The following is a 23,957-nucleotide window of genomic DNA, read 5'->3' on the forward strand; positions in this document are numbered from 1 at the left end:
GTCGAGACGCGGCCTCTACGGGGTGAGCCGGTTCGGTCCGCGGAACAGGAAGGTGGCTTCGCGGATGGAGTCGAGCCCGAGCATCACCATCAACACCCGGCCGAGGCCCATGCCGAGACCCCCATGCGGGGGACAGCCGTACCTGAAGGCGTTCAGGTAGTCCTGCAACGGCTCAGGAGCCATCCCCTTCTCGGCAGCCTGCTTGAGGAGCACCTCGTGCCGATGCTCGCGCTGCGCACCAGTAGTGACCTCCAGACCTTTCCACAGCAGGTCGAAGCTGAGTGTCACGTCAGGGTCGTCCGCGGGACGCATGTGGTAGAAGGGCCGGATGCTCGTCGGGTAGTGGGTGATAAACACCCACTCGTGCCCGGTCTGCTCCCTGATGTGCGCGGCGATACCACGCTCGCCCTCCGGGTCCAGGTCCTCCTTAACACCTTCGGGGTCCCAGCCCTTGGCACGGAGAATCTGCTGGGCCTCGGCCATCGTGATCCTCGGAAACGGTGTCGCCGGCACCGAAACCTCCACGCCGAAGGTCTCCCGGACCGCCTCACCGTGGGCATCTGCGACCTTGCGGATGGCGTACGCGAGCATCTGCTCCTCGAAGGCCATGACATCTTCGACACCATTGATCCACCCGAGCTCCACGTCCACGCCGGTGAACTCGGTGGCGTGCCGGGACGTGAACGATGGCTCGGCACGGAAGACCGGTCCGATCTCGAAGACCCTGTCGATGCCCGCTGCGATCGCCATTTGCTTGTAGAACTGCGGGGACTGCGCGAGATAGGCGGAGCGGTCGAAGTAGCCGAGCTTGAACACCTCCGCACCACTCTCACTCGCGGTACCCATGAGCTTCGGGGTGTGCATCTCCGTGCAGCCCTGACCGTAGGCGTACTCACGCATTCCCTGCTCGAGGGTCGTTTGCACAGCGAACAGCAGCTGTGCTGCCGGACGCTTGCGCACGTCGAGGAAACGCCAGTCCAGGCGCTGCTCCAGCGCGGTGTGCTCGTCGATCGGCAGCGGCGTCTCGGCCCGGTTCAGTACCTCGACCCGCTCAGGGACGAGCTCCAGCCCGCCTAGGTTCACGATCGGGTTGTCGACCACGAGGCCCGTGATACGGACCGCGGACTCCGGAGTCAGCCCCTCCAGGGCCGTCTCAATTTCGTCGCCTTCGCCACCGCGCTTGTGGGTGACCTGCACCATGCCGGTGTGGTCGCGTACGACAACGAACTGCATTTTCCGCTGGAGCCGGAGCGTGTTTACCCAGCCCGACACTGAAACGGTCCGCCCTACGTGTTCTCGCAGGTCAGACACCAATACACGGTTAGTCGTGTGGATCATCGCAGCCCTCCCAGGGGCGTCGTCATGATCCCTTGGGGGCGTGGACGAGAAGGGGACTCGCGGTGCCACCACGCCTTTGCCGCCGCCGGAGGGCAGCGGCCTCATTCAGGCCCGATCACGGGGGCCAGCCGGCGGGGCATTGGGCCGTTCATCGGCCGTTCCTCCCCGCGCTCAGGAGGGTCTTCACGACAGGGGGCGAGACTGCCTTCCCAGCTCCCGGCAGCTCTCTCGGCTCGCGCAAGTCCGTCGCTACTCGTCTCCGTCAACGCGTTGTGAGCGAGGGTAGAAGAATCCAGCGGGCTGGGGCAACAAAGAATCAACGTGAGCTCACATTACGCCGGTGATATCACGCCTGAAATGTGGCTCTCATTGCCACAGGCGGAGGAATTGCAGGGATGACGAGCCTCATCTCTGTAATCCCTGCCGCCGTCGGAGCGTCGACCGGGGCAGGGGCGCCCACCGAGCCCTCGGAGCCGGACATAGTGTCCGGCCTCCACCAGTCCCGAGGGCGGATGCTGAGGACGGCACTGCCGGTCCGAATCGCGTCCTGATCTCGGGGGCTGGTCGGCCGCTACCGTCGATACACGGACCTACAGCCGGGGAGGCAGCGCACGTGCGTGGTCTTGGGGATCACCTCAGCATCGGAGAGCGGATCGCGTTCTACCGCGAGCGCCGGGGGTACACGCAGCCTGTGCTCGCAGGTCTCGTCGGGCACAGCACGGACTGGCTCTCAAAGATCGAACGCGATGTGCGGAAGCCGCCGAGGATCGACAAGCTCGCCGAGCTCGCCCGCGTACTGCGGGTCCCACTCGGCGACTTGATGGGGCAGCCCGTCCTCATGGAGGACGATGAGAAGCACATGGACGACGTGCCGGCGGTTCGTGATGCGCTGATGAGCCCTCGCCGTCTCTCCAAGCTGCTGTTCGGCCCGACGGCGGAAAGGCAGTTGCCGAGGCCGGAGCAAGCCCAGATGTTCGTGGAACGCAGCTGGGGTGACTACCAGGCAGGCGTTCTCGGGGACGTCATCGCGGCGCTGCCCGGGCTGCTCCGGACAGCCCAGGAACTCGAAGACCTTCCACACGGCGATCAGCGTCGACGCGGCCTCGCGGTCTCCGCCCGTACGCATCATCTGGCGGCGACCACCCTTGCCAAGGTCGGCGAGTCCGACCTGTCATGGCTCGCGGCCGAACGCGCTATGCGGGCTGCCGACGAGTCCGAGGATCCGCTGTCGCTCGTCTCCGCCGCGCGATCCGGAACGCATGCGCTCTTGGCCAACGGGCGTTACGAGGACGCCCTCGAACTAGGCGACACAGCGGCGGCCTGGCTCGCGCGCCGAGCCAATGCGGACGATCCTGTCGCCCTGAGTCTGCTTGGCATGATTGACCTGCGCGCGGCGGTGGCTGCGGCGCGTCACCAGGACCGGCCCACGGCCAGCACCTTGCTTGAGCGGGCGAAGGGACTAGCTGATCGGCTCGGCTCGGACGAGAACCACTGGCAGACCTGCTTCGGGCCGACGAACGTCGAACTACACCGCGTCTCGATCGAGCTGGACCTGGAGAACATCCCGTACGTCATCAACCACGGAGACATCAACGTCGACCACATGCCGCCGGAACGCGCGGTATCGCATCGCATCGACTACGCCCGTGCCCTGTGCCTCAGCGGCCGTGTCGACGATGCCTTCAGCGAGCTACGTGAGGCTGAGCGAACGTCGCCGCAGCTCGTGCGGAACAACCCGCGGGTACGGGAGACTCTCCGTGATCTGAGGAAGCAGTCCCCGGTCACTGGCGGCAGCCACTCGTCCGAGTTGCTGGCCATGGCCCAACGGTGCAGGGCGGTGCAATGAGGTTGATGCAGGGCAAGGTACTCGGCGTCGTTGGGTCAGGTGCCGGCGGAGTAGAGGAGCTGCGGACGGGACTCGTGGTCCCCGCCCTCGAACGCGGCTGGACCGTCGCCGTCACGCTCACCCCGACAGCAGGAGAATGGCTTCGCCCAAGCGGAGAGGCCCGCAGGATCGAGGAGTTGACGGGCCTGCCCGTCCGAACCGAGTCGCGTCTCCCCGGCGACTCCCGCCCGCATCCCCCAGTGGACTGCTACGCCGTTGCCCCCGCGAGCGCCAACACCGTCGCCAAACTCGCCTTGGGTATCTCCGACAACCAAGGGTTGACACAGGTCAACGAGGCCATCGGGACACTTGATCTGCCGGTCGTGGTCTGGCCGCGAGTGAACGCCGCGCACGCCCGCCACCCCGCATGGGAGAGACACATCAAGGCCCTGCACGATGCGAGGGTCCGGTTGATCTACGGGGACGAAGTATGGCCGCTCGCTGAGCCGCGCGCTGGGATGCCGGGGCGCCGGTACCCGTGGCAAGCCGTGCTGGAGGAAGCTGGTAGAGCAATGTTCTGACGTGCCATCAATAACTTCAATGCAAAAGGAATTGGACCCGGACAGTCTGTCCGGGTCCTTCGTCTTGACCGACGCCAACCTGAGGGCATCACCGACTAACGGAGGCAACAGGTGCCCAATCAGGAATTGAGTACGGCGTCGCTCCTCGGTGCGGGGACCCGGGGCGACGCATCCAGGAGTTGCTCGAACCCACGCACAGACGTGGACTCTCCTAGCTCTGCGGGCCCCAGGATGAATAGTCTCCCCACCTCACCGCAGGGCCAGAGCTCCATAACGGTGTCACCCCCAGCTGCTGGCGGCACGCGGTTCTGCGGCCTCTGCCGATGCCATCTGAGCCGGTACAACAGGGAAGACCTGTGTGCCGGTTGTAGCCGCGACAACCGGCACCAGGCACGGACCGTGTGCAGCGTCCCCACGGACATCTGGCAGTTACCCGATGTCCAGCAGGCCCTGGTCAACCGCGAATTCGGGTCTATGTGCCTGCTGATCAGACAGCACGGCGGGCTCCGCCAAGACGACATGGCGGAGATCACCGGCTTGAGCCAACCGTTCCTATCGATGCTCGAGTCCGGAGCCCGCAAACTGACCAACATCGACAAGATCGTTGAACTGTTGGGTGGTCTGCAAGCTCCACCAGAACTGACCGGACCGATGCTGCGGCCCAGCATCCATCACCACCCTCGCGTCTATGCGGCGACCGCTCTCTGACGGCGCTGACCCCGCCGCCGGCGAAAGCAGCGCAACGGCCCAGGGCCTCGCAGCCAACACAACGTCGTCGCTTTCACCGGCAGCTGTCTGACCCGAAGATCACTTGCCCAAACCGCGCCGGATGGCGAGCTCTACGGGCGCGTAACGGCCATTCGAGCGTTCGAGTCGATACTCCTCAGCCGGGTACAGCGGCGGCTGCGCCAGGAACCGCGGGGACGTCCCGCGGTGAGGCTGGGCAGCGTGCACCAGAAACGGGTGACACAGGTTGACGTCGCCCGCCTCGCCCGCCTCGCCCGTGGCCAGGACCTGTGGTCGCCTCGAAAAGGCCGGTAGCAGCAAGATCTCCAGTGCTCATCCCATCCTCCCTGGCGGGCTCTAGGCGTGAGGGGACGTCGAGGTGCGAGCCCACGCGGATCCGAGTGGGAGCGTCGTTCTCCGTGGTGTCGGAGAACAGGAACAGCATGAGCAGGGCACGAGGCCGTTGACGGATGGCGGAGTTCACCCCTTGATCGCCTTACCCCCGTGAGGGTTCCGCGAGGACCTCCCGGGCCTGGGAGAAGGTGCCGTAAAGTCGGTCCTTGAGGGCTCCCGGGGGGAGAATGCGGAGCGCAGCGGGCAGTTGTTTCGCGGCCGACTTCAGCAGGTTGCGCTGCATGTCCTGGTAGGCGTTCAGGAAGGACGCCACTGTCTGGTCGGCCAGCACCTCCGAGATCGCGCGCTGGCTGTATAGGACGGTGAGTGCGAATGCCCAGCAGGCGTGCAGGAAGCCGAAGAGCGGGCGGTGGGTGCCGCGCCAGGGGGAGTAGAAGGTGATGTCGTCCGGGAGCTGGACGGCGTGCAGGGCGAGGGCTTCGTTTAGCCAGTTGTGCGCGGCCTCGTGGATGAGGTCGCGGGCGAGGACCTCGGGGTGGTCGGTGTAGTCGGTGAACACGGTGCCGGGGAGCCGAGTCAGGGCCCAGCTGTGGAGGGGGTCGTGGACCTGGCGGTGATCGAGTAGGCAGATGATTGGGGCGTGGTTTCTCAGCAGCGGGCCGAAACCGTGGTCGGTTGCCGAGGCGATGGCCGCGTGGATGAGTGCCCGGGTGTGTATTGAAGGAGCAGGGGTGTCCGGGGCGACGAGGTAGTACTCCGTTTCCGAGATGGGCGCGCGGGCTCGTTGTTCGGGGTGGGGGTTGAGGATCGTGTGTGTGCCGTCGGATAGGTGGGCGAGGAGGTCTGGGGGTGTGGTGCGGTACCACGCCAGGAGGTCGGCTTCCTGGGCTCGTGCCGCTTGCTCGGCGCCTTCGAGGAAGTGGTGGGCGAGGGCATAGCCGTGTGGGGTGGCTGGCAGCGGTGTGCCGAGGACGGATGTGATGCGTTCGGTACGGCGTCGGCGATGTATTGGCAGGCCGGGCAGATCGAAGAGCGGCTCGAGTGTCGTGGTCATGGCGTCCCTCGTGACGGTGTCGTTGAGGGGCCGGGCCGGGTGCGTTGTTGCATGACCCGTCCCGGCCCCGTGCAGCGGGTTGATCAGGACGTGCTGCTGCTGTGGGTGCCCGGGGCGTCCGCGGACTGCGGGAGCCAGGTCTCGGTGGCCGCGTTGGAGGTGTGCGCAGTGATACGGATGGGTTCGTCGTCGCGCAGCTTCTCCACGGCTTCGAGGAATTCGTCGAAGGACTGCTGGTCGTTCTGATCGTTCATGTCCGTCTCCGGTGTGTTGATGGCTGTTGGGTGTGAGGCGGGGTGCCGTGCGGTGGTGCTCGGATCGTCTGCACGGGCGGTGCTCATTCCGCGATGAGCAGGGTCAGGAACTTGCGGACGCGGCCGCTTTCTACCGGTTCGGTGCCGTGGATCAGCTGGCTGCCGAAGACCGCGAGGGTGCCGGGGGCGGGTGTTGTGGTCCACCGGGTGCGGGGCATGGTGCGGAACCAGGGGGAGGAGCTGTCGGTGCCGTCGTGGATGAAGCGCATCCCCGAGGCGTACCCCGTGGTGGTTATGGTGCGGTCCGGGGTCCAAAGCGTGTTGCTGCCGGTGGTTTCGACGTAGAAGGCGCCGCCGGTGTACGGGGTATTGAGGGTGACCGTGGCGGCGGCGATCTGGCGGGGGCGCGTGAGCGGGTCGGGGGCGATGCCGTCCGCGTGCGGCGTGATGTGCTGGCCCGGGCCGTACTCGAGATATGTCCAAGGGCGGTGTCCTGCCACGGAGGGGAGGGCGCGGGTGAGTTGAGGCATCGCCGCGTCCAGGGTCTGGTCGAGAAGGGCCGCGGCCTCGGCAGGGATGTCCGTCATCTCGACGCGCCCGGCCGGCTCGTAGACATCCTGGGCCTGGGCTGAGGAGTGGCCGGGTATCTCGTGGACTGTTGTGCGGCGGTCAGCGTCGAAGTGGCTGCGGCCGCGTTTCGTGAGCGTTCGGTCCATGACCTGCGCCAGTTCGTCCATGTGGAGTGGGCTGAGGAAGCCCTCCACGCTGTGAATGCCGAGTGTCTCTGCTATGTGGATCACTGGTCGGCACCCGCCTCTTCTCTGCTGTCCGCCGAGCAGGAGCAACGGTCTGCGGGCGGGGGCGGTGCGGCGGTCAGGGCAGTGGCGATGGTCTGTGCTGCCTGATCGAGGTCGCGAAAGTATGCGTCGTGGCTGACGTCCTGCGCCGGGGTGAGCTCGAGGTCGAGTACTGGGTACGTCTTCCCCGTGGCTCGGCAGGTCAGTTCGCCGCGGCGCAGTGTCAGGGTGCAGGAGGCCGGGAGGGCTGCCGTGGCGCGGTCGGCGGCGTCGCAGAGACGGGCCGAGAGGCTTGCGTACTCGCTGCGGGTACGGGGGAGCACTCCTACGTTCAGCCACCGGGGTGCGTCGTCCTGCGCGCCTGTGTGGGCGTGGCCGCCGCAGCTGTCGTACGTGATCGCGTTCCAGGAAGGGCCCGTCAGCGTGTCGATTATGGGGCGGATGCGGGGCTCGATGCCCTGGTCCCATTGCGGGTGGTGCGGGTCGAGATCGTCGGCCTCGTGGACGCCGGGAAGGCCAACGGTGTTGATGTTGCCGTACCGGCTGACGCGCAGCGTGGCCGGGGGACGGGGCGCCATCGGATCGTCCCAGCGGGCGAGGAAGGCGGCCACGTGATGCATGGAGTTGGGGGTACGGGGGAGCCAGCGCCAGCGGGTGCACCACATCGCGGCCGGATGGCCCGGCTGGGCGAGCAGGGCCGCGGTGCCGTCGATCAGCCTCATGCGGTGGTCGCAGTACGCCTTGTCGTCACCGGCTTGCGCGAAGCGGTGGCGTACGGCGAGGCAGCCCGCGCCACACGTGTCGCGGTAGTCGCAGATGCCGCACACCGAGACCAATGTGCGGGCTTGCTGGAGCAGCGGCAGGCGGCGCTGAGAGTCTGCGAGTTCGGCCTCCGTCGTCGAGGGCGTGAGCCGGGTCAACGTGGCGTTGGGCCAAGGGAGTTCGTCGCAGCTGCCGAGGCGGTCGTCCGGATAGAGCGTGAAGACGTGGTCGCACTTCAGATCCGAGAAGTGGCAGGACGCGGTGTGATGTCCCTTGATCCGGCGGATGGTTGAGACGATCGGCTCCAGCTTGACCCGGCGGAAGATGCCCGAGGAGACCCAGCGGGCCGCACAGGCGAGCACGAAGTCCACGTACTGCTGTGGCGTGATCGCCCACGCCGGGCCCTGCGGGCCCATGGCCTGGGCCTGTCGCTGTCGGCTGGGGGGAATTCGTCGGCCGGTGGAGGTGGTGGGGCGGGTGACCGCGGCGTCGAAGCAGGGGACCAGGCTGACGGTGGTGACCGACTCGAAGGAGGCCAGGTGGTCGGTGACCTCGCGGGCGCGGCCTAGTACGTGTGGAGTGACGGCGCAGATGATCCCGGTCTGGCGGCCGCGTCGGCCGAGCAGCTTGAGGGTTTCGAACACGCGGGGGTAGGTCGGTCGGCCGTCGTAGCCGACGCGCCAGCTGTTGCCCAGGGCGTCGCCGTCGAGCGAGACGCCGAACTGTACGTCGGGGTAGTGGGCGTCGAAGAGGTCGAGCCAGTCGTCATCCAGCAACAGTCCGTTGGTCTGCAGGGAGACCCTTATGACGTTTGGCTGCTCGGTGAGGGCGTCGAGGATTTCGGCCATGCGGTCTCGTCCGATGGTCAGGGGTTCGCCGCCGTGCAGTTCCACGCAGATGGGGCGGTCGGCGAACGTCGTACCCAGGTCGTGGATCTGTTCGGCGGTGATGCGCGCGCCGCCGGGCGCCTGCTTGCGTTTCTCGTAGCAGTACAGGCAGTCGATGTCGCAGGTGTCACCGCGGAGCTTGAGGATGACCGAGACCGCGGTGTCCGGCCCGGTGGATGACAGGGGTGCGTAGAGCGATTCCGGGGTGGCGATTGTCGGCGTGGGGGTGTGCATCGCTTGCCTCCAAGGCGGCGATGAGGGTGGGGATTTGAGAGCTACGTGCGGGTGGAGCCGAGTGACCGGTACCAGGCGAGCAGGCTCGCGCCGCTGACCGGGACGTGGGTGTCGCCGAGGCGCAGGAACCAGCCGTCGGCGTAGTACTGCGGCAGCCATCCGGCGCCCGGATCGTCCAGGTCAGGCGCCCTGCCCGGGCGGTCCTGGACGGGCCAGCAGGACAGCAACGCCTTGGTGACCTGCCGCTGCACCGGGCGGAACCACAGCCAGCCGGGCGTGCTGGGGGTGAGCCGGGGGATCGGCAGAGGAGATGTCGCGCTGCCCAGCAGCGGCAGCCACTTGTCGCCCAGGACCGGGTGGCCGGCCGCCGCTCGGGCCAGCGCCAGCAGGCACATTTCCAGCTTTCGGCTGGTGACTTCGACCGGGACGGCCAGTTCGTCGAGCAGCAGGCCCATGAGGTCCTCGGTCAGGCTGGCGGCGATCTCCGCCTGGTCGGCCACGGCCCAGCGGCGGTACCCGTCGCGCTCGGGCTCGGTGAGTACCGGCTGCCAGCAGCCGGAGTCGTACGAGAGCGCGGTGCGCAGATCGCGGAGGGCGGGCATGGTGCTGCGGGCCTGGCGGAATACCGGCAGATGGTCACGGCGTACGTCGAAGGTGCTGAGCAGCGCGCGGAGGTTGTTGATCTCTTCCGGGGTGGATGCCTGCAGGTCGACGCGGATGCCGTTGACGATCTGGGACTCCCAGGCCGCCGAAGGCGGAGTGTCCACGATGCCACGTAGATCGATATCACTGGCCGCGTGGGCGAACCCGCAGGCCAGGGCCCCCTCCAGCCACGCCTCCTGCGCTGTGCCATTGCAGAGGAGCTCTGCTGCGACGGTCGCGGCGATTTTGCGTCGGCGTTGCGCGGAGAGATTCATCGTGCCCCTCCGCCAGCAGCGGTGGTGACCGTCGGCTCCAGGAGGTCTCGAACGAGCCCTGCCGTCCAACAGTCCAATTGCTCGCGTACGTCCCTGCGTTGAGCACCGATGTGGGGTGTAACGAGCAGGTTCATCGGGGTGGGCAGGTCTCGCAGCAGCGGGAGGTGCGCCCGTTCCACGGCATCGACTGCGAGGCCGGAGAGGCGGCCGTCGGCGAGGGCGCGCAGGCAGGCCGTGGTGTCGAGCGTCTCCAGGCGGCCCGCGCAGATGACGTGCGGTAGCCGGGCTGCCGTCCCCGTGAGGAAGTCGGTTCCGATGATGTGGCGGGTGCGCGGTCGCAGTGGCAGGGCGATGACGTGGAGCTTACAGCGGTCGAGGAGGGTGTCCGCGGGCAGCTCGTCCACCCAGGGTGGGTTGGACGGCCACTGCACGTAGACCACGCCCGCGACGTGAGGCGCTAGCGCATGGCCGGCCGCCAGCCCAACGGGCCCCGCACCCCAGATGCCCACCGTCATCTCGCCGAGAGGCGCCGAGAGGCAGGCGGCCTTGTCGTGGGTGCCGTTCATGAGGGCGCTGTTCCCCAGAGGGATCCGGCGGGACAGGGCCAGAGCCGAGGCCAGAGCCCACTCCGCCACTGCCGGGGCGCTCGCTGAAGCGTTACGGTGCAGACGGACACCCCGGTCCTCCAGCGCCCGAACGTCGATGTTGTCGATGCCCGAGCCGGTGCGGACGACATGCCGCAGGCGCGGAAGGGCATCGAGTTCCTCCGCCCCAATGTGGACGCCGGAGCGCAGAATCAGGACCGAGATGTCGTCGCATACGTGGCGGGCCGCCCTCGGATGTGGCGCTTCGACGACCTGCGTGCTCGGCACTGCCGCGCGCAGGGCGGGTACGTCTGTAGCCCCGGTGAGCACCAAGACGCCGGCCATCAGGGCACCGCCCGCTCATAGCGCCCGAAGGCCAGGTCGCCGTCGCCGACGACGACGGTCATCGGCGAATAGTCGGCAAAGTACGTGTCGCACGCCCGCTTGACGCCCGGTAGTCCGTCCCAGGCTCGCGGGTTCACGGCTGTGTCGGCGTAGTCATCAACCAGGAGCACGGCTCCCGTGGCGAGCCGGGGCACGCAGTGCTCCAGGCCGGTCAGTGTGGAGGCGTAGAAGTCTCCGTCAAGGTAGGCGAAAGCGATCGGTTCGGGCAGCGATACGGGTAGCGTTTCGTCGAACCATCCAGGATGAATCTTCGGAGGTTGCTTCCCCCACTGAGTGTGGACGGCGCGCACATCCTCGGGCGAGGAGACGAGCTCGCCGGCGCCCAGGTGATCCGAGTCCTCCTTGCTGGGAGCCGGTAGGCCCTGGAACGAGTCGTAGACGTGGATCTCCCGGCTCTCCTCGCCCAGTGTGTCCAGGACGGCCCTCATCCACAGGGCCGTTGCCCCGCGAAATGTTCCGACTTCGACCACGGCGCCGGGTATTCCGCGCTTGCAGAGTGTTGCCAACTCTGCGGAGATCGCTTGGAGTCGGTCGGCGCACACGGTCCCGGAGTGTTCTCGTAGCAGCCACTCGTGCAGATCTTTGAGTTCGGCGTTGATTGTGGTCATGGCGGTCACCACTTGTCCAGGAGGGGGTCGTCGAGCTCGCCGCTCAGTGAGGTGAGCAGGGGCTGATTGATCCGGGGGAGCAGGTAGACCTCGGGCAGTCGGCTCAGTGGCAGCCACTCGAAGCCCACTTGGAAGGGATCCGGGGGATCGGGCATCCGGGGCTCGCGGTCCGTGAGCGTTGTGGCCAGGAAGTTGAACTGAACTTTCTGTACGTTGCCGAACTCGCCGTTCCAGGTCTCGGGGACGTACTCGACAATGCACAGCAGCCGCTCGGCGACGACCTCGAGGCCGGTCTCCTGCAGTACCTTGCGACGTACCGCGCTGCGAAGGTTCTCTCCGGTCCGGGCCTTGCCGCCGGGCAGGTTGTAGTGGAACCCCGTCTCGTCGTCGTACGACAGCAGCAGGAGCTTTTCGTCGCGCACGATGGCCGCCTTGACCGAGACGCTGATGCGCGGCAATGGACTGTTCAGATGCATGACATCGCCCCGGGTTCGCCGACGCGCAGCAGATCTCCGACGTCGGCCAGGGGCGTCCCCCGAGATGAGGCGAACGTTCCGGCAGTGGCGAAGTCGCGGATGGCGTCGCGCATGGCGGCCAGGGCCGCGCGGCTGAGGTGGTTGGCGTAGATGCACAGCCGGTAGCCGTGCTGGCCGAGACGGTCCGCGGTGACCTGGGGGAAGGCGGTGGGGACGCTGACGAGAGGGATGTCCAGGCGCCAGGTGCTGGCGACTGCGAGGGCTTCCTGGCCGGTGGAGTCCTTGGAGTGGATGAGGGCGGCGTCCGCTCCGGCTTCGGCGTAGCACCGGGCGCGTTCCAGCGCAGTCTCCGGAGTGGCACCGGTGATGAGCGCCTCGGTGCGGGCGATGAGCACAAGGTCGTCACCGACCAGTTTGCGCATGCTCTCCAACTGGCTGCACATCACGTCGCGTTCGGAGAGGCGCTGGGCGGTGTGCGCCGCGAAGCTGTTGCACTTCGGGTAGGCGCTGTCCTCGATGCACACCGCTGCGGCGCCCGCGCGCAGAAGGTCGGAGGCGAAACGCTCCGCAGTGCTGACGGCTCCGCCGGCGTTGTCGATGTCGGCGATGACGGGAAGGCGGGTGACGCGGGTGAGTGCGGACACCGTATCGGCGAGATCGCGTGGGCCCAGGACATTGGCGTCGGGCAGTCCTTGGGCCGCGGACACCTCAAGACCGCTGACCCACAGGGCGTCGAAACCGCCCTCAGCGGCAAGCCGTGCGGCGATGGCGTTGACGGCGCCGATCGCCAGGAGCGGGCGGCGCTCCCGGCGCTCCATTCCGGTGCGCAGTCGATGGGCGGGATGCTCATGCATCGGCGTACTCCTCGTCGGTGACGTCGGGCAGAAGACCGTGTTCGCACAGCGCATCCCAGGCAGCGAGCAGGACGTCGGCCCGTGGGCGGTCCGCATCGAGCTGCACCACTTCTCCGAGCAGTGGAAAGGCCTCGGGCTGGCGGGCCACAGCGTCGTACACCTCGCGCACGCGGTTCTGTACGTCGCGTACGTCCCAGTCGGCGCGGACGGCGTCGCCCTGACGGGCACGTGCGCGGCGCAGGGAGTCGTCCGGGTGCAGGTCGAGGACGAGTGTCAGATCCGGGACGTGGGTGAGTCCGGCGGTGAGGCGTTCGTAGGTCGCGGCAGGCTTCGTACTGTGCTTTACCGCGAAGAACGCCAGCTCGCTCAGCAGCCAGCGGTCGGCGATGATGGGCCGCACGGACTGCTGGGACAGGACCAGGTGGCGCAGGCTCGCGGCCTTGTCCTCATTGAGCGCGGCCAGATACGAGTCCCGGTTCCCGCTGTCCGGCTGGTACTTGCCCGCGATGATGTCCGCCGCAACCTGTGGCGCAAGGAAGTTTGTCGTCAGCACGCACAACGGCGTGATGCCGTACAGTCCTTCCCAGAGGCGGAACAAGCCTTTGCGGAGGGTGGTCTTGCCGGTGCCGTCCAGGCCTTCGATGACGATGAAGGGGTAGCGCACGGTCACTCGACCTGCCCCGCGCCGGTACCGCCCGCGTACTTGGTGAACCGCCCCCGCCAGCGGGCCGTCGTGGACACTAGGTCCACCAGCCTCAACTCGCCCAGCTCTTCAAGAAGTTCCTGCATCTCCCGCTCGGCATCGATGCCTGCCTCGATCGCCCGGCAGTATGCGGCCCGAACGTCGCGGGACTTGTCGGCGCCGAGCGTCGCTTCGAGCACCCGGGTGGCCATGCCGATCGCGACCGTGCGCACCGCGGCGTGCAGGGCCTGAATCGGGAGCGGCCGGGGATGTGGTTCCAGCGTGAGGTGGTGAACGCCGCGGTGCCGTACCACGGAGAAGAAGCCGACCCACCACGCCGCCGCGTCGCAGACCGCGGTCACCGACCCGGACCACGGTGCCGCGGTGGCGCGGCCCGTCAAGTACTCGGCGGCACGTCGGGCGGCATTCGGGAGCGGACTGCCCGGACCGGCGCATTCCACCCCGTACTCTTGCGGCAGCCCGTACCAGTAACGCAGTTGAGATGCTCGTACGGCCGACAGATCAGTGCCAGGCGGGGCTGCCGGCGGGCGTGCCGCAAGCTGTATGGCCGACAACTCGTCGATGTCCGGGAGACGGCCGCCGGCCGTCATAGCTGAGCGCCACTCGTCTAGGTGCAGATGGAGGCGTTGAATGGCCAAGCCGTCGGCCAGTGTCTGCCACGCGCGGTGCACAGGTAGTGGGCCGGACGGAGGCGGAGCTGTCTGGGGCGTCACGTGCGTTGATCCCTTCGCTCAGTGCGCGGGCATAAGAGGCCGGCCTTCGGGCTTATCGAGGGGCGCACTTCACGGTCGCAGTCGCCGAGGCCCGGCCCTATGAGCGTTTATGAGCGGTCCATCAAATGCCCCTGTACGGCGGTTGGTTCGGAGAGAGAATGCTGCTCATGGGCAGTAGTCCACGACGACGGTGCGCGCAGTGCGGCGCCTTGCTGAGCCGTTCCAACGCAGGCGTCCGATGCGCCCCATGCCAGCGCGATCCGGTCAAGCGACTGGACCCGGCCTTCTGGGCCGATCGCGCCGTACGAGAGGCCGCGGCAGCCTGGGACTTCGGGACGGTAGTGCGGCTCTTCAGGCGCCATACCGGCCTTTCGCAGACCGCGGTGGCCCGTCTCGTCAGCATCGACCAGGCGGAAGTCAGCCGACTGGAACGCGGCCAGAAGAAACTCCGAGACCGACGTCAACTCGCCCAGTGGAGCGACGCCTTGGGCATGCCGGACGAGCTCCTGGGGCCGCTACCGAGCAAGGCCCCCAGGCCGTCCGACCATGGAGAGCCCGGGGAAGGGCGTCTCATACTCCGGGACGGGCCGGGCCAGTTACTGCTGCCCTCCGGACGGAACCTTCCCCCGACCTTGCTGCCCACGCTGTCGACCCCCGCGACCTCCTTCAGGGGAAACACTCTGTGGCTCTCACCCAGCAGCGAAATCGAGGCCTGGAGCAGAACGCCACTCAGAACCTTGCTGGCCGCGTCCCGCGTCGTCGACGGAGTGCCCAGACACTACGTGGTCGACGCCCACGCGAGCGCCGGTACCGAACCCCGTGGCTCCTGGGTCGTCCCTGCCGCATACGAACTCGACGACCTCACCTACGGCATCCTGTGGGCCGTCGCGGGATACGACGGCGTTCTCCTCGGCGACGACGCTCCCCTCCACGAAGCACTCGGCCACGCAGGCGCCTTGCCCGCTGACCTGCCCGGAACCCCGTCACCGCTGGACCGTCTCGCTGACGGCTCGCAGATGCTGGTCGGCTCGCAGGCGTGCGCGTCGTTCATCCTGGACCAACGGGACGCTCTCGCCGACGAACCGGTCTTCTGGACCCGCGAACAGCGCGGAGAAGAAGCCGCCACCTGGCTCATCTTCGAGCACAAGCACCGCTACCTGCGCCGCATGGCACCGCGCCACCAGCACAGCGGAGTCGGCCGCGGCTTCTGCATCCCCCGCCCGGAAGTCGATGCCTCGCCGGCGTACGAGCGCGTGATGCTCTTCCTCGCGGTCGCGCTCATGGAGTCCTACGGCGTCACCACCTGGCTGACCGACGAGCCGGACCTCGCGCAGACCGATGGATTCGTGCTCGTACCCGGCCACAGGGCCGTCATCGCGACCTGGGTGCGCGCCCAATCCGTACCACAAACCGACCTGACTGCGAAGGCCCCGCTGCTGCGCACCTTCGGCGACGTCACCGCCCACGCCCGGGCCCACACCCTCACAGCGGGGGCAACTCCCGGCCAGCGCCTCGCCGCCACTGCGGAATACCTCGATCTCGACCGGTCATGGCTCGCCCGACGCTGCCACCAACTTGCCGCCGATGGAACCGCGGGGCTGGCCCGCCCCCGTAGCCGACATCTCAGCCTGGACGCGCTCGACGTCGCCTGTGCCTATTCCGCCGCCCAACTTCAGCCGGAGGCTGGTGCCCAGGCGGCCACGACCCGATAGCCTGCATCGGAACGATCTCCACGGACTCCTTGGACGCCTCGGACTTCCCTGGCGAGATCGCTGAGCCGGAACAGACATGCACCTGGGGGCGACGGTGGGCGCGACGGCAACGGTGGCGGTGTACTCGCTGGGCGGCACTATCGCCATGACCACCGATCCGGCCACCGGTGGAGTCGTGCCGGCCCTCTCGGCCCGTGACCTGCTCGCGGCCGTCCCAGGCCTCGAAGGGCGCGGCATCGGCCTGCGCGTCCACGACTTCCGCCGCATGCCCGGAGCCTCCCTCACCTTCGACGACCTGGCCGAACTCAGCGCCGTCATCGACAAGACCCTCGACGCGGGCGACATTGACGGCGTCGTGATCACCCAAGGCACGGACACCATCGAGGAGACGGCCTTCCTCCTCGACCTGCGCCACCGACACGACCAGCCCGTCGTCGTCACCGGAGCCATGCGCAACCCCACCCTCGCCGGTCCCGACGGCCCGGCCAACCTCCACGCGGCCGTCATCGCCGCCGCCGCACCTCAACTGCGCGGCGCGGGAGTGCTGGTCGTCCTGAACGACGAGATCCACGCGGCACGGCACGTCCGCAAGTCCCACACCACCAGCCCCGCCGCCTTCACCTCCCCGGCAGCAGGCCCCATCGGGCGCGTGGCCGAAAGCCGTGTCCAGATGGCCGCACCGTTCCCAGGTCGCAAGCCGGTGCCGCCGGTGCTGAATCCACCGACCCATGAGGTACAAGTCGGCCTATACACCGCAACCTTGGGCGACGACGGCACACTGCTCGCGGCTTGGGACAGCCAATGCGACGGCCTCGTCGTGGCCGCCTTCGGAGTCGGACACGTACCGCAGAAGTTCGTGAAGACTCTCGAAGGACTCGCACTCACCATCCCTGTGGTCCTGGCCTCACGTATCGGCAGCGGCCCCGTCCTGACGTCCACTTACGGCTTCCCGGGTTCCGAGAAGGACCTCCTCGCGCGCGGCCTCATCCCGGCCGGCCGACTCGGCCCGTACCAGGCACGCCTCCTGCTGCACGGTCTGCTCGCCCAGAACGCGGACCGGAACAGCATCACGGACACCTTCGCCGCCCTGGCGTAACCGCCGCCACCCGACACCGTCCCAGGAGCACTCCGCATGCGAGCCCACGAACTGACCATCGGCCGCACCTTCGGCGTCACCTTCGACCACGGAGAGGACTTCTTCGACGCCCTCTCCGCATTCTGCAGCAGCAACGGAGTACGCCAGGGCTACATCCCGTCCTTCATCGGTGCATTCGCCGAGGCCGAAATCGTCGGCGCCTGCGGGAAGCTCGACGATCCCGACGCGCCCGTATGGGACAAGACCTACATCACCAACGTCGAGGCCTTCGGCGCCGGCACCCTTGCCCACGACCCCGACACCGGCACACTCCTGCCCCACATCCACGTATCAGCCGGCCTCAAGGCCCAAGCGGCCGACAGCCGCACCAGCCACCTGCTCAACGCCAAAGTCCAGTTCCTCAGCGAACTCCTCGTCGTCGAGGTCGAGTCGCCCACCATGACCCGGCCGCGCAACCCGCAGCTCTACGACGTACCCCTCCTCACCTTCGGCCAGCCGGGCTGAGGCGCTCGCGCCACGGATGGCCTGGCGCGGTCAGCTCCAGCGCCTGCGCCAGCCACGCCCGCTGCGCCGGATCCAGGAGAGGGAGCACGGCTTCAAAGTCGACCTCGTCCTTCTCCCGCGTCGCCTTCGCCTTGTAGAAGAGCTGCACCTCGGGTGCGAGGAAGGGAATGCCCTCCGCGGACACCCGGCCGACGTTGCGAATCGGCCGCCGGATCCGCGCGTCGCGACGCGACACCCACTCATCGCCCTCGGCCTCGTCCAGGAGCAGTTCCAGCGCCCACGGGCCCGTCGGCGTACGACGGCACCAGAGCCCGTTGACCGGGGGCAGGAGCACCTCGCCCGGCGCCCAGGGCCGCAGCCTGCCCGCTCCCGGCGGGTCTGCGACGTGCACATCCCACCCGGCCAGGCGCTCACGCACGCGCTCCTGGTCGCGACGCAGCACCAATACGTCCACATCGTCGTGAGACCGGAGCACACGTCCTGCGGCTAGCTCGATGGCGTATCCGCCCGCGATCCACCAAGGAAAGTCTGCGTCCTTGAAGAGCGAGGCGATTTCGGCTGGTTGGGCGGGGGACCAAGGTCCAAGGGCATCGTTCACTCGCTCATGGTCCCAGCCTTGCGCGAGCGAGGGAGACACATCCACAGCGGTAGCCATGTCGGGCGGCGCCTCGCACTCATAAACGCCCATGACCGAAGTCGGCGAGCCGGACCACCGTGAACGGTATGCCCCACACCGGAACTACTCCCGCATTCCCATTCTGCACCGGACCCACGACGTCACGGTCGCGCATCGGCCTCGTTCGGCCAGCAGGCTGACACGACGCCGACCGCGTACAGCGAAGTGCCCGACGAGCCGGCGCGTGAGGCCGATGCCCGTCTGCCGCTTCCCGATCTACGGAGGTCACAGGATGCCCGATCAGAGATTCGGCCGCTCTGTTCAGCGCCGCCCGAGTCGGCTCTCACTCGGTCGCCTTCGGAGTCCCCGGTGGTGAGCGCCAGAGGAACTACTCCCGCACCTGTCGGCGCCACTCGACTGTGTGTCCTCTGCGAGTGCCGTCTGAGCCGGTACAACAGCGACGATCTGTGCGCCAACTGCGGCCGTCACCATCGGCACGCAGCATTTTCAGGACGGGGCGTTCCCACGGGCATCTGGCAGTTACCTGATGTTCAGCACGCCTTGGTCAACCGCGAGTTCGGGGAGATGTGCCAGCTGATCAGACAGCACAGTGGGCTCCGCCAAGATGACATCGCCGCGATCGTCGGCCTGACCCAGCCCTTCCTGTCGATGCTCGAGTCCGGAGCCCGCAAACTCACCAACATCGACAAGATCGTGCAGCTACTCGACGGGCTCCAGGCTCCACCCGAGCTCACCGGCCCCATGCTCCGAGCGCGCGTCGAACGGATGGACAGGTCCCTCGGAGCCCTATCGGCTCAGCGACCTGAGGTCAGCGGTCGCGTACGATCTTGAACGGGCTCTCGGTGATGCCCGCTCCGGACCTCAGTGTGCGAGTCGCCGGTCGGAATGGGCCGCCTGCAGACTCTAGGTGCGCGACCGAAGCGATGGCCACGACAGACCAGTGATCCAGCGTGGTGATCGCACAGGAGGGGACGCCGTTGTGCATCAACTCGCCAGGCACCTCGTGGTCACCGATCAAGGTACGCAACAGGTCCACGGTGACCCCGCCATGCGTCACAAGGGCAACAGGTCCCGACTCTTCGGCCAGATCGACCAGGCAGGAACGCAACCGCTCTGCCGCGCCGCGAGAGGAGTCACCGGAAAGAGGGACGAAATCCCGGTCCTTCACCGAGGAAGCCCAGTCCGCCAGAAAGCCTTCCATGGGCTGAGATCCGTCCCAGCTCATCCTCTCGCGCAAGCGGACGTCTTCCTGAATAGGAAGGCCGGTCCTGGACGCTACGAACAAGGCAGTCTCGCGAGCGCGGCGCAGAGGACTGCTGAAGAGCGAGCGCACACCGACGTGCTGCAGCCAGTCGGCAGTGATGGCTGCCTGCCGGCGTCCCAGCTCGGTCAGCTCCGGATCACCGGGCTCACGTTCCTTCTCAGCATGCTGCACCAGATAGAAGACGGTCATGCTCCCAGGGTGGTGGTTCGGTATGACGCCAGGCCACTGAAATCTTCGCGGCCAGGCCAGCTACGGGCACGGAGCAGGCCCCGAGGACCCGGCGAACCTTCACGATCACGGCACGAGGCCGACTCAGCCGACGTGGCGCCCAGCGTTCATCGCAGCAGCGAGTTGCACGACCGGATCAGCGCGGGCGTGATGGGACGACTGCCCCTTGGGCCAGGTTGAGAACACGGCATCCGCCCAACGTGGCACCACATGAGTGTGGAAATGCGGCACGGACTGTTCAGAGCCTGGACCGCTGTCATGGAGGAGGTTCACCCCGCTCGCCTTCAGCGCGAACCTCATCGCTGTGGCGATCTCTTGAGCGAGGGCTGTCGTCGCGTCCAGCACGGCTCGCGGGATGTCGAACAGGCCCTGATGATGGTCCTTTGGGACTACGAGGGTGTGCCCGAGCGCGAGCGACGACAGCGGGGCGAAGGCGGCAGCAGCCTCGTCGCGGGCGATCCAGCGGGCGGAGTTCTCGCGGATGAGGGCGCAGAACACGCAGTCCATGACAGACGCGGAGCACGGGTGCTACTGAATTCGCTGCTCGTGCACTGCTCCGACCCCGGTGCCGGGTACAGGGTGACATTGGTGTGGGGAGACCCAACGACCGATCTCCCCACACGCTTCACCTTCACCGCGGTGGATCACTGGCCCAGGCCGCGCCGGATGGCGATCTCGACGGGCGAGAAGTCCTCATTCGAGCGTTCGATGCGGTACGGCTCAGCCAGGTACAGCGGCGGCTGCCCCAGAAACCGTGGGGACGCCCCGTGGTGAGGCTGAGCAGCGTGCACCAGAAACGGGTGACACAGGTAGACGTCGCCCGCCTCACCGGTCGCCAGGACCTGCGGCAGGTCTGCGGTCGCCTCGAACAGACCGGCAGCAGCAAGATCCCCTGTGCTCATCCCGTCCTCCCCGGCGGCCTCCAAACGTGACGGGACGTCGAGGTGCGAGCCCACGCGGATCCGAGTGGGAGCGTCGTTCTCCGCGGTGTCGGAGAACAGGAACAGCATGAGCAGGGCACGACCACGCGAGCGGACGTTTACCCATGGAGGGCCACTTTTCTGCTCGTCGGGGTGGTAGCTGCCGTCGATGTGCCACCCGTCGTCACCCGGTGCGTCCGGGTGCGGGAAACGGATCGGGATGGTGCCGATGCTCTGCCGCGGCAGCCAGGTCTCGGCGCCCACGAGCTGATCGAACGCCGCGTGGAGCGTGGCGGTGTTGGCAGCCTGAACGAACGGCTTCTGGGCGCAAGAGCCAAGCCTGATTACCGGCTTCGCCCACGTGCGACGGTCATCCGGGTCGCAACCTGTCTGCTGCCAGCAAATGCTGCGGCACTCCGCAGCCACCTCAGCAGGGAAGGCACCCTCAACGCGTACGAATCCGTTCTCGATGAATCCCTGAACCTGTGCTTCGGACAGTCCGCTGCTCAACAATGTCACCTCTCTCCATGCGCCAACTCCTTTGATAGGAAAGCGCGTTAAGGGCAATGCGTCGAAAGGTTTTCCTAGTCCCGGAGAGGCTAGGGCGGCCTTGACGCTGCACAACAGCGCGCGGCCGAGAGTCGCCGAGCCGGGGCGCGGACGCGACAGCATGAAATCTGTCGCGCACTGGCGGGCTTTCCCTCACCCTGGCTGCATGCCGAAGATCCTCACCCCGCGGCTTCAGTACAACTCCACCGCCGCCCGCCCGCGCTGGTCCCAGCTTCCTCAACACGTCCGCGACCTCATCGAACGGCAGCTCGGTGGCGCCGCACACGCTGAGGAGAGCGCCGGAGGCGGCTTCACCAGCGGGTACGCAGCAGTGATCGAAGGTGCCCACGGCTCCCAGTTCGTCAAAGCTATCGATGTCCGGAACAACACCGTGGTGGCCGACTGCTACCGGCGGGAGGCACTGATCAACAAGGCACTCCCGGCGGCCGTTCCAGCCCCCCGCATCCAGTGGACGGACGAGCAAGACGAGTGGCTCGTGCTCGGCTTCGACGCGGTCGAAGGAGGCCGCATGCCTGCCGCTCCGTGGAGGACCGACGAACTCAACACCACCCTCGCCGCGTACGCGATCACTGCCGAGGCCCTGGCCACAGCACCCGAGGAACTCCAGCAGGTCGGCCTGAGACCGGTCGGTGATGGCGGCGACTTCAACGACTGGCGCACCCTGGCCTCCGGCAGCCCCGGCACGACGGTTTCCCTGCCCAGATGGGTGCCCGTCGACAAGCGGGAGGCGCTGGCCAAGCTGGAATCAGGATGGCGGTCGGCGGTTGCCGGGACCGCAGTCCTGCACCACGACCTGCGCCAGGACAACGTCCTCCTAGACGTTCACGGCAGCGCGTGGATCTGCGACTGGAACTGGCTCTGCCTGGGTGCCAGCTGGTTCGACCTGGTGCTCCTGTTGGCTTCCGCGCACGCCGATGGCCACGATGCGACCGCGCTGTTCCGGACCCACCCCACAGCCCGTGGCGTGGACGACGACCAGCTCGATGCCGCTCTCGCCGCCCTCTCCGGCTTCTTCCTCGTCTCGGGCGCGCACCCGCCGGCAGAATGGTCACCGCACATTCGCCAGCACCAGACCTGGTGCGGCGAAGTGACGCTTCGATGGCTGGCCGACCGGCGCGGATGGGTCTTCTGATCCCTCCAGCCGAAGCACACGGCGGCCAGGAAAATCAGGGGCGAGTCGGTCAAAGCAGCCACTACGCTCCGGGCATGTCGAACTCGCCACGTGTCCGCTTCGCCCCGTCACCGACGGGCATGTTCCATGTCGGCGGAGCCCGCTCCGCCCTCTACAACTGGGCACTTGCGCGACAGCAGCAGGGCCGGTTCGTCCTGCGAATCGAGGACACCGACAGCGAGCGCAACGGCCCCGAATGGGTGGACGGCATCCTCAGCGCACTCGCTGCCATTGGCATCAGCGACAAAGACCCTGTCTTCGAGGGCCCCAACTTCCAGTCCCACAACACCTATGCCCACCGCCAGGCGGCCCTCGATCTGCTCGAAGAGGGCCACGCCTATTACTGTGACTGCACCCGGGAACAGCTCGCCGCACGCACCGGATCACAGCACCTCGGCTACGACGGCTTCTGCCGCGGCCGAGGCCTCCACTACGAGCCAGGCCGGGCGCTGCGGTTCCACACCCCGGACGATGGGGTCACCGTCATCGACGATGTAGTGCGCGGCCGCACCGAGTTCCCGAACACCGCCATCGAAGACTTCGTCGTCGCCCGAGGCAACGGCACCCCAGTCTTCATCCTGGCCAACGCGGTGGACGACATCCGGGAGGGCATCACCCACGTCATCCGAGGCGAGGAACACTTGTCGAACGCGCCCAAGCAGCAGATGCTGTGGCAGGCCCTGGGCGCTGAAGCCCCGGTGTGGGGGCATCTGCCAGTGATCGTGAACGAGAAGCGACAGAAGCTGTCCAAACGCCGCGACAAGGTCGCACTCGAGGACTACCTCGCCGAGGGCTACATGGCCGAGGCGATGGTGAACTACCTGATGCTCCTCGGCTGGGGGCCAAGTGACAACATCGAGATCCGCCCTTACGAGGAGCTCGAAGCCCGCTTCCGGCTGGAGGACGTCACCAAGTCCTCCGCGTTCTTCGACGTGAAGAAGCTCGCAGCGTTCAACGGCGCGTACCTGCGCAACCTCAGCGAGGAAAACTTCATCACCGCATGCAGGCCGTGGCTTCAGGCCCCACACGCCCCTTGGGACGAGGGTGACTTCGACAAGGCGGTATTCCGATCGGTGGCCGGCCTGGCGCATACCCGACTTACAGTGCTGGGCGAGATCACCACGTACGTGGACTGGCTGTTCCTCACCCAGGCGCCGTACGACGAGGCATCCTGGGCGAAAGCTATGAAACCGGGCGCAGGCGCGATCCTGCACTCGGCCCGTGACCGCTGGGCCAAGACGGAGTGGACAACGGACGGGCTGAAAGCAGGGCTGGAGGAGGTCGCTGCCGAGCACGGGCTCAAGCTTGGAAAGGCGCAGGCCCCAGTGCGGGTCGCGGTGACAGGCCGAACTGTCGGACTGCCCCTTTTCGAGTCAGTCGAGATCTTTGGCCGTGACCGCACACTGACCCGCATCGACACCGCGATCGAGAAGGCCAGAGTCCACTTGCCCGAATGAAGGTCACGGAACCGGCAGTAGGGGCGGCGGGACTACGGCCTTCACGGCCATGGGGACGGCGGAGGAGCTCCGTCGCCCCGGATGGCCGTCAAGACTCTCGGGACACCCTGCCGCGGCGGAGACGGTGGTCAAGTTCCCACAACCCGGTGCGGTTTGAATCCCAACGAACCGCCGACATATCTGCCTCCAAGGAAAACCAGCCGTACTCGGTGTGCTCCCTGGACAACACCAGCTCAGCTGCGTTGAGCCGGACCCCGAAGGCGCGCTCGGGGATCACCAGCACGTCCGGCCCCTAGGTGAACTCACCAGTGACATGCACCACCGGG

The 23,957-nt window shown here is 67.3% G+C and carries 25 protein-coding genes and 2 pseudogenes; 10 read left to right on the top strand and 17 right to left on the bottom strand.

The features are described from left to right. Window positions 1–15: 15 nt before the first annotated feature. Complete coding sequence (aspS, locus tag ACWD10_RS04510) at window positions 16–1,338, bottom strand: aspartate--tRNA(Asn) ligase (RefSeq protein WP_451087205.1); 1,323 nt, start codon at window positions 1,336–1,338, stop codon at window positions 16–18. A gap of 613 nt (window positions 1,339–1,951) precedes the next feature. Here aspS and ACWD10_RS04515 point away from each other — a divergent pair. The 3 genes from ACWD10_RS04515 (at window position 1,952) to ACWD10_RS04525 (ending at window position 4,452) form a co-directional block, all read left to right on the top strand. Continuing rightward, a complete protein-coding gene (locus ACWD10_RS04515; RefSeq protein WP_451086904.1) occupies window positions 1,952–3,184 on the top strand; it encodes a helix-turn-helix domain-containing protein in 1,233 nt (410 codons plus the stop codon). Continuing rightward, a complete protein-coding gene (locus ACWD10_RS04520) occupies window positions 3,181–3,744 on the top strand; it encodes a flavoprotein (RefSeq protein ID WP_451086906.1) in 564 nt (187 codons plus the stop codon). The genes ACWD10_RS04515 and ACWD10_RS04520 overlap by 4 nt, the downstream gene beginning before the upstream one ends. A 399-nt stretch (window positions 3,745–4,143) precedes the next feature. Beyond that, on the top strand, window positions 4,144–4,452 hold the full coding sequence (locus ACWD10_RS04525) for a helix-turn-helix domain-containing protein (protein WP_451086908.1): 309 nt from the start codon (window positions 4,144–4,146) through the stop codon (window positions 4,450–4,452). Between the two features lie 99 nt (window positions 4,453–4,551). On the opposite strand, the pseudogene ACWD10_RS04530 reads toward ACWD10_RS04525, so the two are convergent. From ACWD10_RS04530 to ACWD10_RS04585, 12 genes and pseudogenes are all read right to left on the bottom strand, one after another. Beyond that, window positions 4,552–4,966 (bottom strand): annotated as a pseudogene (locus ACWD10_RS04530) (phytanoyl-CoA dioxygenase); the annotation flags it as partial. Further along, complete coding sequence (locus ACWD10_RS04535) at window positions 4,967–5,878, bottom strand: aKG-HExxH-type peptide beta-hydroxylase (protein ID WP_451086910.1); 912 nt, start codon at window positions 5,876–5,878, stop codon at window positions 4,967–4,969. An 83-nt stretch (window positions 5,879–5,961) separates the two neighbouring features. Then, complete coding sequence (locus ACWD10_RS04540) at window positions 5,962–6,132, bottom strand: hypothetical protein (RefSeq protein ID WP_451086912.1); 171 nt, start codon at window positions 6,130–6,132, stop codon at window positions 5,962–5,964. Window positions 6,133–6,215: 83 nt separating this feature from the next. Next, window positions 6,216–6,932 carry a 2OG-Fe(II) oxygenase gene (locus ACWD10_RS04545; RefSeq protein ID WP_451086914.1) on the bottom strand — a complete coding sequence of 239 codons (717 nt, stop codon included), beginning with the start codon at window positions 6,930–6,932 and terminating at the stop codon, window positions 6,216–6,218. Beyond that, entirely contained in the window at window positions 6,929–8,812 is a 1,884-nt protein-coding gene (locus tag ACWD10_RS04550; protein WP_451086916.1) for a radical SAM protein, read from the bottom strand. The genes ACWD10_RS04545 and ACWD10_RS04550 overlap by 4 nt, the downstream gene beginning before the upstream one ends. 41 nt (window positions 8,813–8,853) lie before the next feature. Next, window positions 8,854–9,729, bottom strand: a complete 876-nt coding sequence (locus tag ACWD10_RS04555; RefSeq protein ID WP_451086918.1) for a hypothetical protein — start codon at window positions 9,727–9,729, stop codon at window positions 8,854–8,856. Continuing rightward, the gene (locus ACWD10_RS04560; RefSeq protein WP_451086920.1) at window positions 9,726–10,658 is read right to left on the bottom strand and encodes an NAD(P)-dependent oxidoreductase; all 933 of its coding nucleotides are present in this window, start codon (window positions 10,656–10,658) and stop codon (window positions 9,726–9,728) included. The genes ACWD10_RS04555 and ACWD10_RS04560 overlap by 4 nt, the downstream gene beginning before the upstream one ends. After that, window positions 10,658–11,326 (bottom strand): TylF/MycF/NovP-related O-methyltransferase, encoded by a 669-nt coding sequence (locus ACWD10_RS04565; RefSeq protein WP_451087207.1) that lies wholly within the window; start codon window positions 11,324–11,326, stop codon window positions 10,658–10,660. Before ACWD10_RS04565 ends, ACWD10_RS04560 begins: the two co-directional genes overlap by 1 nt. A 5-nt stretch (window positions 11,327–11,331) precedes the next feature. Further along, on the bottom strand, window positions 11,332–11,802 hold the full coding sequence (locus tag ACWD10_RS04570) for an NUDIX domain-containing protein (protein ID WP_451086922.1): 471 nt from the start codon (window positions 11,800–11,802) through the stop codon (window positions 11,332–11,334). Continuing rightward, window positions 11,793–12,656, bottom strand: a complete 864-nt coding sequence (locus ACWD10_RS04575) for an isocitrate lyase/phosphoenolpyruvate mutase family protein (RefSeq protein ID WP_451086924.1) — start codon at window positions 12,654–12,656, stop codon at window positions 11,793–11,795. The genes ACWD10_RS04570 and ACWD10_RS04575 overlap by 10 nt, the downstream gene beginning before the upstream one ends. Beyond that, window positions 12,649–13,320 (bottom strand): dTMP kinase, encoded by a 672-nt coding sequence (locus ACWD10_RS04580; RefSeq protein WP_451086926.1) that lies wholly within the window; start codon window positions 13,318–13,320, stop codon window positions 12,649–12,651. The genes ACWD10_RS04575 and ACWD10_RS04580 overlap by 8 nt, the downstream gene beginning before the upstream one ends. A 2-nt stretch (window positions 13,321–13,322) precedes the next feature. Further along, window positions 13,323–13,700: a hypothetical protein gene (locus tag ACWD10_RS04585; protein ID WP_451086927.1), complete on the bottom strand. Its 378-nt coding sequence runs from the start codon at window positions 13,698–13,700 to the stop codon at window positions 13,323–13,325. 539 nt (window positions 13,701–14,239) lie between these two features. On the opposite strand from ACWD10_RS04585, the pseudogene ACWD10_RS04590 reads away from it, so the two are divergent. The 4 genes and pseudogenes from ACWD10_RS04590 to ACWD10_RS04605 form a co-directional block, all read left to right on the top strand. After that, window positions 14,240–14,569 (top strand): annotated as a pseudogene (locus tag ACWD10_RS04590) (helix-turn-helix domain-containing protein); the annotation flags it as partial. Window positions 14,570–14,839: 270 nt separating this feature from the next. Further along, a complete protein-coding gene (locus ACWD10_RS04595) occupies window positions 14,840–15,784 on the top strand; it encodes a hypothetical protein (protein ID WP_451087237.1) in 945 nt (314 codons plus the stop codon). Window positions 15,785–15,860: 76 nt separating this feature from the next. Further along, a complete protein-coding gene (locus tag ACWD10_RS04600) occupies window positions 15,861–16,880 on the top strand; it encodes an asparaginase (protein WP_451086929.1) in 1,020 nt (339 codons plus the stop codon). A gap of 36 nt (window positions 16,881–16,916) precedes the next feature. Continuing rightward, window positions 16,917–17,384 carry a PPC domain-containing DNA-binding protein gene (locus ACWD10_RS04605; protein WP_451086931.1) on the top strand — a complete coding sequence of 156 codons (468 nt, stop codon included), beginning with the start codon at window positions 16,917–16,919 and terminating at the stop codon, window positions 17,382–17,384. Here the strand turns inward: ACWD10_RS04605 and ACWD10_RS04610 are convergent. Beyond that, window positions 17,362–18,039 (bottom strand): nucleotidyltransferase domain-containing protein, encoded by a 678-nt coding sequence (locus ACWD10_RS04610; RefSeq protein ID WP_451086933.1) that lies wholly within the window; start codon window positions 18,037–18,039, stop codon window positions 17,362–17,364. The two genes, ACWD10_RS04605 and ACWD10_RS04610, sit on opposite strands and share 23 nt — an antisense overlap. Window positions 18,040–18,585: 546 nt before the next feature. Here ACWD10_RS04610 and ACWD10_RS04615 point away from each other — a divergent pair. Then, the gene (locus ACWD10_RS04615; RefSeq protein ID WP_451086935.1) at window positions 18,586–18,852 is read left to right on the top strand and encodes a helix-turn-helix domain-containing protein; all 267 of its coding nucleotides are present in this window, start codon (window positions 18,586–18,588) and stop codon (window positions 18,850–18,852) included. On the opposite strand, the gene ACWD10_RS04620 is transcribed toward ACWD10_RS04615, so the two are convergent. The 3 genes from ACWD10_RS04620 to ACWD10_RS04630 form a co-directional block, all read right to left on the bottom strand. After that, window positions 18,830–19,474 (bottom strand): histidine phosphatase family protein, encoded by a 645-nt coding sequence (locus tag ACWD10_RS04620; protein WP_451086937.1) that lies wholly within the window; start codon window positions 19,472–19,474, stop codon window positions 18,830–18,832. The two genes, ACWD10_RS04615 and ACWD10_RS04620, sit on opposite strands and share 23 nt — an antisense overlap. A 123-nt stretch (window positions 19,475–19,597) precedes the next feature. Beyond that, window positions 19,598–20,020, bottom strand: a complete 423-nt coding sequence (locus tag ACWD10_RS04625; protein WP_451086939.1) for an HIT family protein — start codon at window positions 20,018–20,020, stop codon at window positions 19,598–19,600. A gap of 137 nt (window positions 20,021–20,157) precedes the next feature. Then, window positions 20,158–20,943: a phytanoyl-CoA dioxygenase family protein gene (locus ACWD10_RS04630; protein ID WP_451086941.1), complete on the bottom strand. Its 786-nt coding sequence runs from the start codon at window positions 20,941–20,943 to the stop codon at window positions 20,158–20,160. A 205-nt stretch (window positions 20,944–21,148) separates the two neighbouring features. On the opposite strand from ACWD10_RS04630, the gene ACWD10_RS04635 reads away from it, so the two are divergent. Both ACWD10_RS04635 and gltX read left to right on the top strand, forming a co-directional pair. Further along, window positions 21,149–22,135: a phosphotransferase family protein gene (locus ACWD10_RS04635; protein WP_451086943.1), complete on the top strand. Its 987-nt coding sequence runs from the start codon at window positions 21,149–21,151 to the stop codon at window positions 22,133–22,135. A gap of 119 nt (window positions 22,136–22,254) precedes the next feature. Next, on the top strand, window positions 22,255–23,631 hold the full coding sequence (gene gltX, locus ACWD10_RS04640) for a glutamate--tRNA ligase (protein WP_451087209.1): 1,377 nt from the start codon (window positions 22,255–22,257) through the stop codon (window positions 23,629–23,631). Window positions 23,632–23,957 lie beyond the last annotated feature (326 nt).

The organism is Streptomyces sp. NPDC002851, from assembly GCF_053591935.1.